At 67.1% G+C, this 15,980-nt stretch carries 14 protein-coding genes; 5 read left to right on the top strand and 9 right to left on the bottom strand.

Annotated features, from left to right (window positions below; genetic code table 11):
* Window positions 1-22 precede the first annotated feature (22 nt).
* Window positions 23-1,321, bottom strand: coding sequence for a NupC/NupG family nucleoside CNT transporter (locus tag ABQ039_RS04040; RefSeq protein ID WP_016903833.1), 1,299 nt, complete (start codon window positions 1,319-1,321; stop codon window positions 23-25).
* An 870-nt stretch (window positions 1,322-2,191) separates the two neighbouring features.
* Between ABQ039_RS04040 and ABQ039_RS04045 the strand changes: the two genes are divergently transcribed.
* Window positions 2,192-3,160 (top strand): aldo/keto reductase, encoded by a 969-nt coding sequence (locus ABQ039_RS04045; protein WP_349778196.1) that lies wholly within the window; start codon window positions 2,192-2,194, stop codon window positions 3,158-3,160.
* A 141-nt stretch (window positions 3,161-3,301) separates the two neighbouring features.
* Here ABQ039_RS04045 and ABQ039_RS04050 read toward each other — a convergent pair whose 3' ends face one another.
* Window positions 3,302-3,544 carry a hypothetical protein gene (locus tag ABQ039_RS04050; protein ID WP_184551497.1) on the bottom strand — a complete coding sequence of 81 codons (243 nt, stop codon included), beginning with the start codon at window positions 3,542-3,544 and terminating at the stop codon, window positions 3,302-3,304.
* On the opposite strand from ABQ039_RS04050, the gene hemP reads away from it, so the two are divergent.
* The 4 genes from hemP to ABQ039_RS04070 all read left to right on the top strand — a co-directional run bounded on the left by hemP (window position 3,491) and on the right by ABQ039_RS04070 (window position 7,706).
* The gene (gene hemP, locus ABQ039_RS04055) at window positions 3,491-3,730 is read left to right on the top strand and encodes a hemin uptake protein HemP (RefSeq protein ID WP_024938306.1); all 240 of its coding nucleotides are present in this window, start codon (window positions 3,491-3,493) and stop codon (window positions 3,728-3,730) included. The two genes, ABQ039_RS04050 and hemP, sit on opposite strands and share 54 nt — an antisense overlap.
* A 155-nt stretch (window positions 3,731-3,885) precedes the next feature.
* Entirely contained in the window at window positions 3,886-6,117 is a 2,232-nt protein-coding gene (locus ABQ039_RS04060) for a TonB-dependent hemoglobin/transferrin/lactoferrin family receptor (RefSeq protein ID WP_349778197.1), read from the top strand.
* Window positions 6,118-6,122: 5 nt separating this feature from the next.
* Window positions 6,123-6,755 carry a hypothetical protein gene (locus ABQ039_RS04065; RefSeq protein WP_024938304.1) on the top strand — a complete coding sequence of 211 codons (633 nt, stop codon included), beginning with the start codon at window positions 6,123-6,125 and terminating at the stop codon, window positions 6,753-6,755.
* Between the two features lie 27 nt (window positions 6,756-6,782).
* The gene (locus ABQ039_RS04070) at window positions 6,783-7,706 is read left to right on the top strand and encodes a DUF6607 family protein (protein ID WP_046345738.1); all 924 of its coding nucleotides are present in this window, start codon (window positions 6,783-6,785) and stop codon (window positions 7,704-7,706) included.
* A gap of 617 nt (window positions 7,707-8,323) precedes the next feature.
* Here the strand turns inward: ABQ039_RS04070 and ABQ039_RS04075 are convergent.
* The 7 genes from ABQ039_RS04075 to ABQ039_RS04105 form a co-directional block, all read right to left on the bottom strand.
* Window positions 8,324-8,677, bottom strand: coding sequence for a DMT family protein (locus ABQ039_RS04075; protein ID WP_024938302.1), 354 nt, complete (start codon window positions 8,675-8,677; stop codon window positions 8,324-8,326).
* A gap of 186 nt (window positions 8,678-8,863) precedes the next feature.
* Window positions 8,864-9,748, bottom strand: coding sequence for an ABC transporter permease (locus tag ABQ039_RS04080; protein WP_046345740.1), 885 nt, complete (start codon window positions 9,746-9,748; stop codon window positions 8,864-8,866).
* Window positions 9,745-10,584, bottom strand: coding sequence for an ABC transporter ATP-binding protein (locus tag ABQ039_RS04085; protein WP_102252746.1), 840 nt, complete (start codon window positions 10,582-10,584; stop codon window positions 9,745-9,747). The genes ABQ039_RS04080 and ABQ039_RS04085 overlap by 4 nt, the downstream gene beginning before the upstream one ends.
* 3 nt (window positions 10,585-10,587) lie before the next feature.
* A complete protein-coding gene (locus tag ABQ039_RS04090; protein ID WP_349778198.1) occupies window positions 10,588-11,634 on the bottom strand; it encodes an ABC transporter substrate-binding protein in 1,047 nt (348 codons plus the stop codon).
* Window positions 11,635-11,719: 85 nt separating this feature from the next.
* Window positions 11,720-12,637, bottom strand: a complete 918-nt coding sequence (locus tag ABQ039_RS04095; RefSeq protein ID WP_349778199.1) for a TauD/TfdA family dioxygenase — start codon at window positions 12,635-12,637, stop codon at window positions 11,720-11,722.
* 194 nt (window positions 12,638-12,831) lie between these two features.
* Window positions 12,832-15,315 (bottom strand): ABC transporter permease, encoded by a 2,484-nt coding sequence (locus tag ABQ039_RS04100; RefSeq protein ID WP_228912021.1) that lies wholly within the window; start codon window positions 15,313-15,315, stop codon window positions 12,832-12,834.
* A complete protein-coding gene (locus ABQ039_RS04105) occupies window positions 15,312-15,911 on the bottom strand; it encodes an ABC transporter ATP-binding protein (RefSeq protein ID WP_024938296.1) in 600 nt (199 codons plus the stop codon). The genes ABQ039_RS04100 and ABQ039_RS04105 overlap by 4 nt, the downstream gene beginning before the upstream one ends.
* Between the last annotated feature and the right edge of the window lie 69 nt (window positions 15,912-15,980).

The following is a 15,980-nucleotide window of genomic DNA, read 5'->3' on the forward strand; positions in this document are numbered from 1 at the left end:
ACGCCGATGAACCCGCGCCGCCTCAACCGAAATGCGAGAGCACGCCGGCAATGGTAGCGGTCATGAACGTGGCGATCGAACCGCCCAGCACTGCGCGCAGGCCGAATTTGGCCAGATCGTGACGGCGTTCCGGTGCCAGCCCGCCGATGCCACCGATCTGGATCGCAATCGAGCTGAAGTTGGCAAAGCCGCACAGCGCATACGTGGCAATCAGCCGACCTTCCGCGCTCAGGCCAACGCCCGGCACTTCGCCCTTCACGATACGCGACAGCTCGCTGTAGGCGACGAACTCGTTGATCACCACCTTCTGCCCGATCAGCGAACCGACCGTGGTCGCGTCCACCCACGGGGTGCCGATCACCCAGGCGATCGGCGCCAGCACGTAGCCGAAGATCGTCGACAGGTTGGTCGGCCGGCCCAGCAGTGCGGCGGCGCCGGTGATCTCGCCCAGCCAGGTCAGCGGTGCGTTGATCAAGGCGATCAGCGCAATGAAGGCCAGCAGCATCGCGCCGATGTTCAGCGCCAGGCGCAAGCCGTCGCCGGCACCGGCCGCCGCCGCATCGATGACGTTGCTGGTGGTCTTTTCCACTTCCATCTTGACCGTGCCGCGGGTCAGCGGGGTGCCGGTTTCCGGCACCAGCAGCTTGGCCACCACCAGGGTGGCGGGCGCGGCCATGATGCTGGCAGCGAGCAGATGCTTGGCATAGAACGCCTGCTGCGCGGGGTCGCTGCCACCGAGCATGCCGACATAGGCGGCCAGCACGCCGCCGGCGATATGCGCCATGCCGCCGATCATCATTGTCAGCAGCTCGGACTGGGTCATCTTGGGGATGTACGGGCGCACCGTCAGCGGCGCTTCGGTCTGGCCGATGAACACGCTGGCGCACACGCTGGTGGTTTCCGCGCCGGACACGCGCATCACCTTGGTGATCGCCCAGGCCATCGCGCGGACCACCACCTGCATCACGCCCAGGTGGTAGAGCACGCCCATCAGCGCCGAGAAGAAGATGATGGTGGGTAGCACCTGGAACGCGAAGATGAAGCCGTAGCTGTCGATGTTCATCAGGTTGCCGAAAATGAAGGTGGACCCCTCATTGACGAAGCTCAGCACCTTGACGAAGCCCTTGCCCAGCGAGTCGAACACGTCGCGTCCGCCCGGCACCAGCAGCACCAACGCGGCGAACGAAATCTGCAGCGCCAGACCGGTGGCGACCAGCCTCCAGTCGATCGCGCGGCGGTTGCTCGAAAACAGCCAGGTGATGCCGATGAGCACCGCCAGACCGAACAGGCCGAAACCGATCCTTCCCAAACCTTCGACCATTCCAATCCCCGGGGCTGCTGACGGCAAAACGAGAAGCCTAGAGCAGGGGGTGACCGTGGGCAAGGCGAGCAGCATTCAGGGCCCGCTCGTTGGCCTGCAGGCGAGCCAGGGCGGGCGCGGGCAGTTGCCTGCGCGCGGGCGAGCGAGCCGCGCTTGCGCAAGGTCATTGATCGGGGGGCGTCGATTCGCTGCCGAGCGTCGCCCGCAAAGACCTCGCCCCGAAGCGCGATCACCCGACCGGGTGCCGCTTTTCCCTTCAGCCGTCGACGAAAACCGGTGCTACTTGCGCGCGTAGCGGGGTGGGACCTTGAGCGGCATGGATGCCGCGCCAGAGCCTACATGGACGTACTTGCGGCGTGCCCCACGCCGGTACGCGTGCAAGCGCCCTCGGTAGACCGAAGCTTGCACTGAGAACCTGAAGATCTCATGCGCATGGTTGGTCGGCGGCGCGGCGCCGCATCCGGCGTCGGGACACGCCGTGAATCCGTCCCTGGAGGCTCGGTGGCGGCATCCATGCCGCCACACGGTCCCGCCCCCGGACGCGACACCACGCTTCCAGCATTGCCACTGCTGATCGGCAAGCAATGCGTCAAGACACGTGTTGATCTCTACGGACTCCGTGGCCGCTGTGATCGGTAAGCGATCCATCTGGCGTCACGCGCCAGGAATGGACGCTAGGAAGAACGTGCAGCTCATCTGGCTGTTCGCACTTCTTTCCGGAACCGATAGAACCGGTGGTACCTGCGCGTGCCGGCATGGGACCTTGAGCGGCATCGATGCCGCGCAACCCTGTCGCCCCGGCAGCACCACGTCCTACACTGCGCACGCCGATCCGGGGCAGGGCGCCGCGGAGGTTGCTGGAGTCTGCCAATGCAATACCGTCGTCTGGGGTCCACCGGGCTACAGCTGTCGGCCCTGTCGTTCGGGGCCTGGGTCACCTTCGGCAAGCAGATCGGGCGCAGCGAAGCGCGCAACCTGATTGCCGCCGCCTGGGACAACGGCATCAATTTCTTCGACAACGCCGAGGTCTACGCACGCGGCCGCGCCGAAGAAGTGATGGGCGATGTGATCGCCGACCTGCGCCTGCCGCGCGATGGTTACTGCGTGTCGAGCAAGGTGTTCTTCGGCGCGGTGGACAGCCCGCGTCCGACCCAGCGCGGACTCTCGCGCAAGCATGTCACCGACGCCTGCCATGCCGCGCTCAAGCGCCTGCGCGTGGACTATCTGGACCTGTACTTCTGCCACCGGCCCGATCCGGACACGCCGATCCGCGAAACCGTGCGCAGCATGGATGCCCTGATCCGCCAGGGCAAAGTGTTGTACTGGGGCACCTCCGAGTGGAGCGCCGAGCAGTTGCGCGAGGCCATCAGCATCGCCGGGCAGGAACACCTGCACGCTCCGGCGATGGAGCAACCGCAGTACAACCTGCTGCACCGCGACCGGCTGGAGCGCGAATACGCGCCGCTGTGCGAGGGCGGGCTGGGCACCACGATCTGGTCGCCGCTGGCCTCGGGCCTGCTGACCGGTAAGTACAACGCCGGCGTGGACGCGGACAGCCGCCTCGGCCAGCCGGGCAATCAGTGGCTGCAGGACGAAGTGCTGGGCGCACCGGAAGCGCGCCGCCTGGAACGCGCCCGCGCCTTCTGCGCGTTGGCCACCGAGCTGGGCCAGTCGCCCGCACGCCTGGCGATCGCCTGGTGCCTGCGCAACCCGCACGTGTCCACGGTGATCCTGGGGGCCAGCCGGGTCGCGCAGCTGGAAGAAAATCTCGGCGCGCTGGAGACCTTGGCCCAGGTCGATGCCGACGGTTGGGCACGGGTGGAGGGGGCGACGCGCTGAGGAGTGCCCTGTGCGATGCATGCGTGCGGGACAGTCGACTGCGCTGCGTTGGTTTGTTGGTTCTCAACGCGAACAAGAGGCTGCACTTGGCAGGTCGTGCGCGCCAGCCAAATCCATGCATCGCAAGGTGCTGCCGTCCGCTCAGTCCTCGCGCTTGCCCAGCGTAGTCCTCACCACCGATGTGATCAGCAAGGCCACGATCTCTGCACGGAAAACCCCAATCAGAAATCGCGGCTGAATCTTTTCAATAGGATTGGTGAATCGAAATCGTCTGACCCATGCAAAGGTCGTGTCGAGAAGATGAGAATGGCTCTTGATCATTAAATGAGAATGGTTATTATTTGTCTGGCCAACCGACTGGAGATCCAGATCATGACCGCTCATCCCGTGCTGCTCCGCTCCGAACCGGTCAACCTGCGCGACCGCGCTGCTCCGCGCGCCGTCCCCGCAGAAGACCTCATCAGCAGCGAGGCGCTGCTCAAGGGCCGTCGCGAAGTGCTGATCCAGCATGGCGACCGCGTCTATCGCCTGCGCCACACCAGCAACGACAAGCTCATCCTGACCAAGTAAGTTCCACCCTCCGATTCCGCGCAGTGGCGCCGGGGATCGGGTTGTCTGCCGCGGGCGTTGCCGCCGCCGTCCGCGCATCCCACGCTCTTTCCCGGCGGCCGGTCGCGGCCTAGTCTGCAGCACACGCTGCCGGGAACTTCCCTCAAAGGTTCCCGATGATTCGCCTGCATCCGCTGGTGGTCGCGCTGTCGCTTGCGCTGCCCGCTCTTCCGTTGAGTGCCCACGCTGCCGACCTTGCCGCCAATGGTGACGCCGCGCGTGAGGTCCACGACTTCGACCGGTTGCAGGTGACCGCCACGCGCACCCAGCGTGCCCTGGTCGATGTGCCGAGCACCGTGGATGTGATCGATCGCGAACAACTGGACAACCAACTGGTGCGCGAGCTCAAGGATCTGTTCCGCTACACGCCCGGCGTGTCGGTGACCAGCACCAGCGGCCGCTTCACCGGCGCCAACGGTATCCGCATCCGCGGGCTGGACGGCAACCGTGTGGCGATCCTGGTCGACAACGTGCCGGTGTCGGACACCTTCAGTTTCGGCAGCTACCTCAACGCCAATCGCAACTTCGTCGATCTGGAAACGCTCAAGCGCGTCGAAGTGGTGCGCGGGCCGGCCAGCTCCCTGTACGGCTCCGACGCGCTGGGCGGCGTGGTGGCTTTCGTCACCAAGGATCCATCCGATTACCTGAGCGCCGACAAGCACAGTTATGTCGGCCTCAAGTTCGGCTATGAAGGCGACTGGAACGGCCTGTTCGCCGGTGCCACCGGCGCATTCGGCGGCGAGCGCTGGAGCGGCATGGTGGCTGTCAGCCATCGCCAGGGCCAGGAGGCACAGAACCAGGGCGACAACCGCAGCCGCGATTTCACCCGCACCGCGGCCAACCCGCAGCGCATCGATGGCCGCAGCGTGCTGGCCAAGCTGGTGTACGCGCCCAGCGCGCAGCAGCGCTTCAAGCTCACCGTGGAAGGCAACGAAGACTACGGCAGCATCGAGGCGTTGACCGGCATCGACCCGCGCGTGACCACGCCATCGCTGCGCATCCTGTCGCAGGACGGACGCGACCATCAGACCCGCGCGCGCGTTTCGCTGCGCCACGAGCTGGATGCATTGGATTGGGCACTGGCCGACGACCTGCAGTGGCAGCTGTATCGCCAGGACAGCGAGAGCCTGCAGCGTACCGACGAGCTACGCGGCAACAACACCCGCCGTCATAACGAACACAACTTCGATCAGCGCGTGTACGGCCTGCTGGTCAACGCGCACAAGACCATCGACACCGGCACGCTCAGCCACGACATCACCTATGGCCTGGACGGCACCTGGACCGACACCCGCGCCAAGCGCGATGGCTACTCGGTCAATCTGGCCAATGGCGCGATCACCAACCGCGTCGGTCAGGACGTGTTCCCGGTGCGCGATTTTCCCAAGAGCGAGACCACCAAGCTCGGGCTGTATGCGCAGGACGAGATCCGCCTGTTCGATGGCCAGCTGTCGCTGACGCCCGGGGTGCGCGTGGATTACTTCCGGCTGTCGCCGCAGGTGGACGACATCTTCCGCGAAGACAATCCCGGCGTTGCCGCCGAGACCATCGACGAGACCCAGGTGTCTCCCAAGTTCGGTGTGGTGTGGCGGTTTTCGGACGCGTGGTCGGCGTATGCCAATTACGCGCACGGCTTCCGCGCGCCGCCGTACAACGACGTCAACATCGGCTTCACCAATCTGCAGGCGCGCTACACCGCCATCGCCAATCCGGATCTGAAATCGGAGACCAGCCGCGGTGGCGAACTCGGGCTGCGTTTCAATGATGCAGTCGGCTATCTGGGTGTCAGCGTGTACTACACCGACTACCGCAACTTCATCGAATCGTATGCGCCAGCCGGCTTCAATGCCGAAGGGCTGATGCTGTTCCAGTCGCGCAACGTGGACGATGTGGTGATCAAGGGTGCCGAAGCGCGCGGCGGAATCGATCTGGGCGCCCTGGCCGGCTGGCAGGGTTGGTCGCTCAACAGCGCCGTGGCGTATGCGGAAGGCGACAATCTCACCGACGACACTCCGCTCAACTCGGTCGACCCGCTGCGCGGCACGCTCGGCGTGGCCTTCGACAGCGATGCCTGGGGCGCGGAGCTGATCGGCACCTTCGTCGCGCGCAAGCGTCGCCCGCAGCTGGACAGCTATTACACCCCGGCCGGCTATGCCACGCTGGACCTGTTGGGGCATTGGCAGTTCGCACCCGGTGCCAAGGTCACCGCCGGCATCTTCAATCTCGCCGACCGCCGCTATGTGGACTGGAATGCGCTGCCCAACGGCACGCTGGCCAGCAGCACGGTGCTCGATCGCTTCACCGGCGCCGGGCGCACCGCCTCGGTCAGCCTGGCGGTGAGCTGGTAGCGGCCATGCCCATCGCCCGCCCGCTGCCGTCGTTGTCGCATGCACGTGCCACCCGCGCTGCGCTGCCGCGTCCGCAGCAGTTGGCGGCGTTGGGCACGGTGCTGTGCCTGTACCGGCCCGCATTGGGCAACGAACTGGATGGCTGGCAGCACGCGGTGGATGCGGCGGCGTGCCGGCAGGTCGACAGCGATGGCGTGCGTGAGAGCATCTGGTTCTTCGATGCCGAGGGGCAGTGCTGCTGGCGGATCTGCCTGCTGCCTGACAGCGATTTCCTGATCTGGGATCGCCTGGTCTCGCGGCTGCCGCCATTGCCGATGGAAACTCATGAGCTGGGCGTCGGCGAGCGGCTGTGGCGTCGTCTGGCCGGGCGCATGCGTGGGGAGGCATGGCGATTGAGCGCATTGCGCCTGCAGGCGGCCGCCGCCCGTGAGCAACCGTTTGTCGCCAGCCTGGCAACCGTGTCGGCGCTGGGTGCGGAGGTTGCCGCACGCCTGGCGCGCGAAGAGGGCATCGACGGCCGCGTGGCGGTGGACGATTGCTGCTGCGCGCGCGCTGCCGCCTTGCGCACGGCCTCCGCCACATCCAGCAACAACAACCCATCCGACATGACCACGTCGCTGGTGCGCCTGCGCCGCTGACGTCTCCAACCACTCCCGAGAGTTCCGATGAGCCGAACGTTTCCCCGTTGTATCGCACTGACGCTGAGCCTGTTGCCGTTGATTGCCGCCGCCGACGCCCAGCGCGATCGGCAGAGCATCCTGGCGATGCAGGGCGAATACGCGGTGGACTTTGCCTTCGACGAGACGGTGTTGCTCAAGCCCGGTTACGAGCGTGCATCGGCCATGCGCAGCGGCGCCAGCGAAGTGGTGATCGTGGTGGAGGATTCACCGCGCAAGCTGGTGTTGCAGCATCTGCTGGTCGACGAGAAGAGCAGGCATGTGACCAAGCATTGGCGGCAGGACTGGATCTACGAGGCGCCGCAGCGTTTCGAATTCAGCGCCGATCAGACCTGGACGGTGCATGCGCTGCGGCCGGCAGTCACCGCCGGTGCCTGGACCCAGTGCGTCTACGAGGTCAGCGACGCGCCACGCTATTGCGGCACCGGGCGCTGGGACTATGCCGACGGCCATCCCACCTGGACCAGCGACCTGAGCTGGCGCCCGTTGCCACGCCGCGAGTACACCAAGCGCAGCGACTACAACGCGCTCGCGGTGATCAATCGCCACACGCTCACGCCCAACGGCTGGACCCACGAACAGTTCAACACCAAGGTGCTGCGCAAGCCCGACGGCAGCCAGGAAGCGATCGCGCGCGAGTTCGGCTTCAATGATTACCGCAAGACCACCGAGGTCGACTTCGCCCCGGCCTATGCGTACTGGAAGGGCACCCAAGGCTACTGGGCCAAGGTGCGCACGCGCTGGGCAAGGTTCCTCGATACGCCACCCGGCCTGCATCTGAAGACCAAGCCGGACGGCATGGCGATGATCATGCCGATGTTCCAGCAGGCCGAGGCGGTGCAGAACGGCAAGCGGATCAAGGACGCGCAGTTGGACGCGGTGTTCGCGCAGTGGGTCGAACCGGCGAACTAAGCACCCGCATGCCGTAGGAGCGCACCCGGGCGCGACGTGGCATGCCCGAGAAGGCCCATCGCGCCCGGGACGCTTCTGCGAGGTCGCGCCCTGGTGCGCTCCTACGAGCGAGACGGCGGGGCGCCCAGAGCGATGGGGCCAAGGTGCGCACGCGCTGGGCCAGGTTGCTCGATACGCCCCCCGGCCTGCATCTGAAAACCAAACCGGACGCGGTGTTCGCGCAGTGGGTCGAACCGGCGAACTAAGCACCCGCATGCCGTAGGAGCGCACCCGGGCGCGACGTGGCATTCCCGAGAACGCCCATCGCGCCGCAGGACGCTCTTGCGAGGTCGCGCCCTGGTGCGCTCCTACGAGCGAGACGGCGGGGCGCCCAGAGCGATGGGGCCAAGGTGCGCACGCGCTGGGCCAGGCTGCTCGATACGCCCCCCGGCCTGCATCCGAAAACCAAGCAGGACGCGGTATTCGCGCAGTGGGTCGAACCGGCGAACTAAGCACCCGCATGCCGTAGGAGCGCACCCGGGCGCGACGTGGCATTCCCGAAAAGGCCCATCGCGCCCGGGACGCTCCTGCGAGGTCGCGCCCGGGTGCGCTCCTACCGGCGAGACGGCGCTTGGTCGTTATTCCTTGAACATCAGGAATGCCGCGACCAGGATCAAGCCGAATGCGGCCCAGTGATTCCACTTCAACGACTGGCCCAGGTAGAAGGTCGAGAAGCCGGCGAACACCAGCAGCGTGATCACTTCCTGCATGCCCTTGAGCTGCGGCGCCGAGTACACCGCGCTGCCCAGGCGGTTGCCCGGTACCTGCAGGCAGTATTCGAAGAACGCGATGCCCCAGCTGACCAGGATCGCGATCATCAGCGGCGTGCTCTTGTACTTCAGATGCCCGTACCAGGCAAAGGTCATGAACACGTTGCTGGCGATCAGCAACAGCACCGGATACAGATAGGCAGTGAAGGGGGCGGTAGGCATGACGGCAGACGGCAGGTAAGGGGCCGGCAGCATAAGCCAGCCCCGTTAAGCGCACGCGACCGTGCCGATGAGCCCGGCACGCGGGCTCAGGGCGTTGGTGGCCGGCGCAACACGTTCATCTGCAGCGAGGCCAGGCAAAACGCCTGGCCACGCACCGCTGCGCTCGCAGCGCCTGCGGTCATCCCGCTAGCGCTGCATGCCCCAGCGGCGCACGGTCAGCCGCTCGATGGCCTGGAACACCACGCCCTCCACCAGCAGGCCCAGCACGATCACCATCGCCAGGCCGGCGAACACGCGGTCGGTATACAGCTCGTTGCGGTTCTGGAAGATGTACCAGCCCAGGCCGCCCTGGCCGGAGGTGGCGCCGAACACCAGCTCGGCGGCGATCAGGGTGCGCCAGGCGAAGGCCCAGCCGATCTTCAGCCCGGACAGGATCGCCGGTAGCGCGGCGGGAATCAGCAGCTGCGCCACGTAGCGCGGCCCACGCAATCCGTAATTGCGCCCAGCCATGCGCAGGGTCTCCGGCACTGCCTGGAAACCGGCGTAGGTGGTCAGCGCCAGCGGCCACAGCACTGAATGCACCAGCACGAACACCAGGCTGCCGGTGCCCAGGCCGAACCACAGCAAGGCCAGCGGCAGCAGCGCGATCGCCGGCAGCGGATTGAACATGGCGGTCAGCGTGCCGAGCACGTCGCGGCCCCAGCGCGTGGAAGCGGCCAGCGCGGTCAGCACGAAGGCCAGCACGACGCCGAGCGCGTAACCCTGCGCCAGCACGCGTAGCGAAGCGCCCACGCGGCGCAGCAACTCGCCGGACAGCAGCCCGTCATAGAACGCGCGTGCGGTCTGCAGCGCGCTGGGCAGCATCAGGTCGTCGCCAACCACGCGTGCGGCGATCTCCCACACCGCGACCAGCACCACCAGCACCAGCGCCTTGCGCAGCCACGGCGGTGCCTGCCAGCGCGTTGGCGCGGCGGCTGCAACCAATGCCGGGTCCAGCGGCTGCAGGGCGACTTCGTACTCGGCCCGCACCGGTGGCAGTGGCGGCAGCGCGGTGGCGTTGCTGCGGCTCATGGCAGCGCCTCGCGTTGGCGCTCGGCCGGGCGACGCAGCGGCGCCACCTTGGCGTCTTCCAGGGCGTCGTCGGGTAGGTCGAACAGCAGCCGATGAATGCGCTGCGCAGTCTGCTGGAATGCCACGCTACCGGCGCTGTGCGGGCCGAACGCATGCGCGTTGAGCTCGGCGCGCACCTGGCCCGGATGCGGCGACAACAGCAGCACGCGATTGCCTACCACCAACGCCTCCTCGATCGAATGGGTGACGAACAACAAGGTGAAGCGCGATTGCTCCCACAGCTCCAGCACCTGCTCCTGCATGCGCGAACGCGTCAGCGCATCGAGTGCGGCGAACGGCTCGTCCATCAGCAACACGCGCGGCCGCATCGCCAGCGCGCGTGCAATCGCCACGCGTTGCTTCATGCCGCCGGACAAGGTGTGCGGGTAGGCCTGGGCAAACGCGCTCAGCCCGACCTGCGCCAGGCTGTCGTCGGCACGTTCGCGCGCCTCGGCACGCGACAGCCTGCGGGCTGCGCGCAGGCCGAACACCACGTTCTCGCGTACGGTCTTCCAGGGCGCCAGCTGGTCGAATTCCTGGAAGACGACGACCCGGTCCGGCCCCGGCCCGGTGACCGCCTTGCCATCCAGACGGATCTGCCCCTCGCGCGGGGTGACGAAGCCGGCCACCGCCTTGAGCAGGGTGGATTTGCCGCAACCCGAAGGCCCCAGCAGCACGAAGCGATCGGCTTCATGCACATCGAAACGCACGCGATGGGTGGCGCGCACCACGCGTTGCGCCGAGGCGTATTCCAGGCTGACGTGATCGACCTGCAGCAATGGTGTGGACGGACTCATCGCTCAGCTCCCGCCCGCAATCAGCGGATCGTCGAAGAAGTAGTCGCCCAGCTTGCTCGGGGTCTGCTTGATCGCACCACTGTGCTGCATGAACTTGCCCAGCCCCAGGGTGTTCTGCGGCACCACGGTGAACTGCACTTTCGGGTCCTTGAGGATCTGCAGCACCAGCGCGCGATCGATGCTCGAGCCATTGCGACGCAGGAAGATATCCGCCGCCTGCTCCGGATGCGCGGTGACGAAGCGCGCGGCCTGATCCAGCGCCGCGACGAAGGCGCGATAGGTCTTGGGATTGTCGCGGCGAAATTTCTCGGTGGCATACAGCACAGTGGCCGAGGAGGGACCGCCCTCGATCTCGTAGGAACTGGTCACGATGTGCGCGGCCGGGTTGCGCGCCAGTTCCTGCTCCTGGAATGGCGGGCTTGCGAAATGCGCGGTGATCTCGCTGCGGCCACGGATGATCGCGGCGGCCGCGTCCGGGTGCGGCAAGGCGACCTGCAGCGGATCCAGCTGGTGGGTGCCCTTGTCGCCCCAGCGTTGCTGGGAGGCATGCTGCAGGAAACGCGACTGCACCGACACACCGGTGGCCGGCACCGCGATGCGGTCCTGCGGGGTGAAATCGCCGATGCTCTTGATGCGCGGATTGTTGCTGATCAGGTAGTACGGGAAGTTGCCCAGCGACGCCACGCCGCGCACGTTCTGGCGGCCATGCGTGCGGTCCCAGATGGTGAACAACGGCCCGACGCCGGCACCGGCGATATCGATCGAACCGGTCAGCAGGGCATCGTTGACGGCCGCGCCACCGGACAGCTGCAGGAACTGCACGTCGATGTCCACGCCGGCCGCCTTGCCCTGCTGCTCGATCAGCTTCTGATCCTGCGCCACGTCCAGCAACAGATAGACGATGCCGAACTGTTTGGCGATGCGCAGCTTTCCTTCGGCCTGCGCATGCGTGCTGTGCAGCAATGGCAATGCGGCCAGGAGCAGCAGCGCGACATGTCGGGAAAAACGTCGGCGCTGCGGACGTGCGTGAGAGGTGACGGTCAAACGCATGCGGCGCTCCAGTCGAGGGGGGAGGAAGAAGGCGCGTTTCCCAGCGCATTACGTGTTGCGAAACGCGCGCGAGGCAGCACCTTGGCTAGAACGGCGCATCGCCTTCGATGGTGGTGCGGTTGAGCCGGCGACGCAGATGATCGGGCGTGCCGGCGGCCAGATGCATGACCGAGCGGTTGTCCCAGAACACCATGTCGTGCGGCTGCCAGCGATGCCGATACACCAGCGCATCGCCGGTGCTGTGTTCAAACAAGGCCTGCAGCAGTGCAGCACTTTCGTCGTCGGGCAAGCCGACGATGCGGGTGGTGAAATGCTCGCTGACAAACAGCGCTTTCTGGCCGGTTTCCGGATGGGTGCGCACGATCGGATGCTGCACCGGTTTCACTTCGGCAATCTGCTCCGGCGTCAGCGCCGGGCGCCACGGATTGCGCGCACGCAGTTCTTCGTACTTGGCCAGATAGCTGTGCTCGGCACGCAGGTCCCGCACCGCGTGCTTGAGCGCGTCGGGCAGGGTCTGCCAGGCCAGATGCTGGTTGGCGAACAAGGTGTCGCCGCCTTCGCTGGGCAATTCCTGCGCATGCAACAACGATCCCAGGCTGGGGGTGTCCTTGTACGACAGGTCCGAGTGCCAGTAGTGGCCGGCATCGCCCAGACCGATCGGCTCGCCGTTCTCCTTGATGTTGGATACCACCAGCACTTCCGGATGTCCTTGCAACTGGAAGTTGCGCAGCACATGGATCTGCAACGGGCCGAAGCGACGGCTGAAAGCGACCTGCTGCGCCGGCGTGATGCGTTGCTCGCGGAACACCAGCACGTGGTAGTCCAGATGCGCCTGATGGATGCGCGCAAAGGTGTCTGCATCCAGTGGCTGTGACAGATCCAGGCCGATCACTTCGGCGCCCAGCGGGGCATCGAACGGTACGATCCGGACACTGGAAGAATGCTCTGTGGAAACCGCATCGCGCGGCGGCTGCGCACGCGCAGCGGAAGTGACGCTGGCCATGACGGTGGCACCTCGACGGCAACGAAAGGCCGCCTGGGCCGGCGGCCGGACACACCACTGTAGGCAGTCCGGTCGCCGCTGCGAACGTACGATTGGCAAGGTGCTTATGCGCTGCCGGTATATGCAGCGGTGTGACGGAACGCGGACGGGCGACGCCTGCGCGCCGCCCGTCCGCGGGTTCAACCGACCCGGCCTTAGTCGGTCCGCAGTGCCAACGCCGGCGGCGTGGACAGGATGCGGCGCGTGCCCGACCAGCCGGCCAGCAGGCTCAGCGCAAGGCCAAACGCGCCGCCGAGCAGCAGGCGCGGCCAGTCCGGCGTCAACGCGATCTCGAACGCCTTTTGCCCGACCACCGCCCCGATCACCGCGGCGGCGGTCACCGCCAGCGTCGCCGCCAGCAGGCCGAGCGCGCCGAACTCCACCAGCACTGCGCCACGCAGCTGCCCGCGCCGCGCGCCCAGCGTGCGCAGTACCGCGCTGTCGTAGCGACGCTCGCCGGCGGTGGCCTGCAAGGCCGCCAGCAGCACCAGCACGCCGGCCAGCAGGCTGAAGCCCATCACCAGTTGCACCGCCTGCGCCACCTGGTCGATCACCTCGCGTACGCGGCCGAGGATCGCATCGATGTCCAGCACCGAAATGTTGGGGTAGTCGCGGCTCAGCGCCGCCAGCTTGGGTGCATTGCCGGGCGGCAGGTGGAAGCTGGAAATCAGGTTGTACGGCGCATCGCCGACCGAGCCCTGGTTGAGCAGCAGGAAGAAATTGACCCGGAACGAGTCCCAGTCGGCCTTGCGGATGCTGGTGACGGTGAAGCTGCGCTGCTGCTCGCCCAGCAGCAGGGTGATGCGGTCGCCCAGTTTGAGCTGATACCGCTGCGCCCAGCCTTCTTCCACCGAAGCCTCCGGCGCGGTGCTGTCGGCCGCCCAGAACTTGCCTTCCAGCAAGGTGTTTGCCGGCGGAAATGCATGCCGCCAGGAGAAATTGACCGGCCGGTTGTCGCCGTCGCCATCGTCGGCCGGATCGCGGTCGCCGCGCAATGGCGGCTTGTCGTTGATCGCCACCAGGCGCCCGGTCGAAAACGGCTCCACGGCCGCATCCTGCACACCCAGGCCGCGCAGCGTCTGCAGCACCGGTTCGGTCTGCTCGGGCTGGATATTCATCAGGAAATAGTTGGGCGTGTCCGCCGGCAGCCGGTCGCGCCATTGCCCCAGCAGGCCGGGGCCGACCACCGCCAGCAGTAGCAGCGCGCACAACGACAGCGACAGCCCGACCAGCTGCACCACGCTCAGCCCGCGGCGCCGCGTCAGCGAGGCCAGGCCCAGCTTCCAGGCGCCGCGCAGGCGGTGCTGGATCGGCCGCAGCAAGGCCAGCAGGCCCAGTCCCAGCGCCATCGCCACCAGCGCCAATGCGGCCAGGCCACCCAGCACCCAGCCGGCCAGCACCAGGTTGCCGGTCGCGTACACGGTCAGCGCCAACGTGGCCGCCAATGCCGCGGCGTAGACCAGCAAGGAACTCGGCGGCACCGCGGCAAAGCTGCGGTTGAGCACGCGCATCGGCGGCACGTTGCGCAGCCGCAGCAGCGGCGGCAGGCCGAAGCCCAGCAACAGCACCAGGCCGATGCCTGCGCCCGCCAGGGCAGGGGTGGCCTGCGGCAGCGGCAGCCGGTTCGGGATCAGGCTGCCCAGCGCCTGCACCAGGCCTTCCTGCGCGAGCATGCCTAAGCCGATACCGACCAGGCAGGCAGGGATCGCGGTCAACAGCAATTGCAGCGACAGCATCGCCAGGATGTCGCGCTGACGTGCGCCCAGGCAGCGCAACACCGCCACGGTGTCGATACGCCGCATCGCAAAGCGGTTGGCTGCCAAGGCAGTGGCCACACCGGACAACAGCACCGCCAGCAACGCCGACAGGGCCAAAAAGCGCCCCGCGCGATCGAACGCCGCGCGCATGCCGCGCTGGGTGTCCTCGATGCCGACCAGGCGGTATTCGCTGGCGCGCGGTTTCAGCCAGGCACGCAAGTCGGCGATGGCCTCCGGCGCGCCGGAGAACATCAGCCGATACGAAGCGCGACTGCCCGGGCCGAGCAGGCCGGCACCATCAATATCAGCGCGATTGACCAGCAGCGGCGGCGACAGCTGCATCAGCTCGCCGGAGGCATCCGGTTCGGCACGCAACACGCCGGTGATGGTGAGATGGCCGGCGCCGAATTCCAGCTGTTCGCCCACGCGCAGGCCCAGGGCCTCCAGCAGGCGGGGATCGGCATAGGCCTGGCCCGGCGGCGGTGCGCCCGCCGGCTTGCCCTGCATGCCGGCACTGTCCGTGGACACCAGCAATTGCCCACGCAGCGGGTAGCCCGCGCCGACCCCGCGGATATTGGCCATCTGGCTGGCGTCGCCATGGAACAGCACGCTGGGGAAGCTGACCATGCGCGTGCTCTGCAAGCCACGCCGCTGCGCTTCCGCGGCGAAGTCGGCCGGAATCTCCTGGCGGCCGGTCACGCCCAGATCGCCACCGAGCACCTCGGCTGCGCTGGAGGTCAACGCCAGGGTCACCCGATCGACCAGCGTGCCCACGGCCGTCATCACTGCCACGCCCAGTACCAGCGCGGCAAACACGGTCAGCAGGTCGCCGGCCAGGAATTCGCGACGTACCGCGCGCGCGGCTTGGCGCAGCACGTTCATGCGGCCGAACCGGGCTGGGCGTGCAGGCGGCCGCTGTCGATGCGGTAGATGTGGTTGCAGCGCTGCGCCAGCGTCATGTCGTGGGTCACCAGCACCAGGGTGGTATCGCTGGTGGCATTGAGCGCAAACAGCAGGTCGCTGATCTGCGCGCCGGTGGCCTGGTCCAGGCTGCCGGTGGGCTCGTCGGCAAACAGGATGCGCGGTTTGGCCACGAAGGCGCGTGCCAGCGCCACACGTTGCTGCTCGCCGCCGGACAGCTGGCGCGGGTAGTGGCGCGCGCGCGCGCTCAGGCCCACCGCCTCCAGCACCTCGCGCACCCGCGCCGGGTCCTCGCGCCCGGCCAGTTCCAGCGGCAGCGCGATGTTTTCTTCGGCGGTGAGTGCCGGCAGCAGATGGAAGCTCTGGAACACGAAGCCCACCTCGCGCGCGCGCAGGGCGGCACGCGCCTCTTCGTCCAACTGGCCCAGCTGCTGGCCGGAGAGCGCGATGCTGCCGCGGCTGGGCAGGTCCAGCCCGGCCAGCAGGCCGAGCAGGGTGGTCTTGCCCGAGCCGGACGCGCCGACGATGGCGATACTGTCGCCTTCACTGACCGTCAAGCTGATGTTGTCGAGGATGTGGAGTGTTCCCTCCGGTCCGCTGACGGACTTGCCGACCTCGCGGACGTC

The organism is Xanthomonas sp. WHRI 6108, assembly GCF_040202385.2.
Lineage (GTDB): Bacteria > Pseudomonadota > Gammaproteobacteria > Xanthomonadales > Xanthomonadaceae > Xanthomonas > Xanthomonas arboricola.

What these genes read in the sequence shown, in the direction of transcription:
- ABQ039_RS04045 (WP_349778196.1), top strand. Translation starts at nt 2,192, where the DNA reads ATGCAATACCGTCGTCTGGGGTCCACCGGGCTACAGCTGTCGGCCCTG.
- ABQ039_RS04060 (WP_349778197.1), top strand. Translation starts at nt 3,886, where the DNA reads ATGATTCGCCTGCATCCGCTGGTGGTCGCGCTGTCGCTTGCGCTGCCC.
- ABQ039_RS04070 (WP_046345738.1), top strand. Translation starts at nt 6,783, where the DNA reads ATGAGCCGAACGTTTCCCCGTTGTATCGCACTGACGCTGAGCCTGTTG.
- ABQ039_RS04085 (WP_102252746.1), bottom strand. Translation starts at nt 10,584, where the DNA reads ATGAGTCCGTCCACACCATTGCTGCAGGTCGATCACGTCAGCCTGGAA.
- ABQ039_RS04075 (WP_024938302.1), bottom strand. Translation starts at nt 8,677, where the DNA reads ATGCCTACCGCCCCCTTCACTGCCTATCTGTATCCGGTGCTGTTGCTG.
- ABQ039_RS04040 (WP_016903833.1), bottom strand. Translation starts at nt 1,321, where the DNA reads ATGGTCGAAGGTTTGGGAAGGATCGGTTTCGGCCTGTTCGGTCTGGCG.
- ABQ039_RS04090 (WP_349778198.1), bottom strand. Translation starts at nt 11,634, where the DNA reads ATGCGTTTGACCGTCACCTCTCACGCACGTCCGCAGCGCCGACGTTTT.
- ABQ039_RS04065 (WP_024938304.1), top strand. Translation starts at nt 6,123, where the DNA reads ATGCCCATCGCCCGCCCGCTGCCGTCGTTGTCGCATGCACGTGCCACC.
- ABQ039_RS04080 (WP_046345740.1), bottom strand. Translation starts at nt 9,748, where the DNA reads ATGAGCCGCAGCAACGCCACCGCGCTGCCGCCACTGCCACCGGTGCGG.
- ABQ039_RS04100 (WP_228912021.1), bottom strand. Translation starts at nt 15,315, where the DNA reads ATGAACGTGCTGCGCCAAGCCGCGCGCGCGGTACGTCGCGAATTCCTG.
- ABQ039_RS04050 (WP_184551497.1), bottom strand. Translation starts at nt 3,544, where the DNA reads ATGAGCGGTCATGATCTGGATCTCCAGTCGGTTGGCCAGACAAATAAT.
- ABQ039_RS04095 (WP_349778199.1), bottom strand. Translation starts at nt 12,637, where the DNA reads ATGGCCAGCGTCACTTCCGCTGCGCGTGCGCAGCCGCCGCGCGATGCG.
- hemP (WP_024938306.1), top strand. Translation starts at nt 3,491, where the DNA reads ATGGTTATTATTTGTCTGGCCAACCGACTGGAGATCCAGATCATGACC.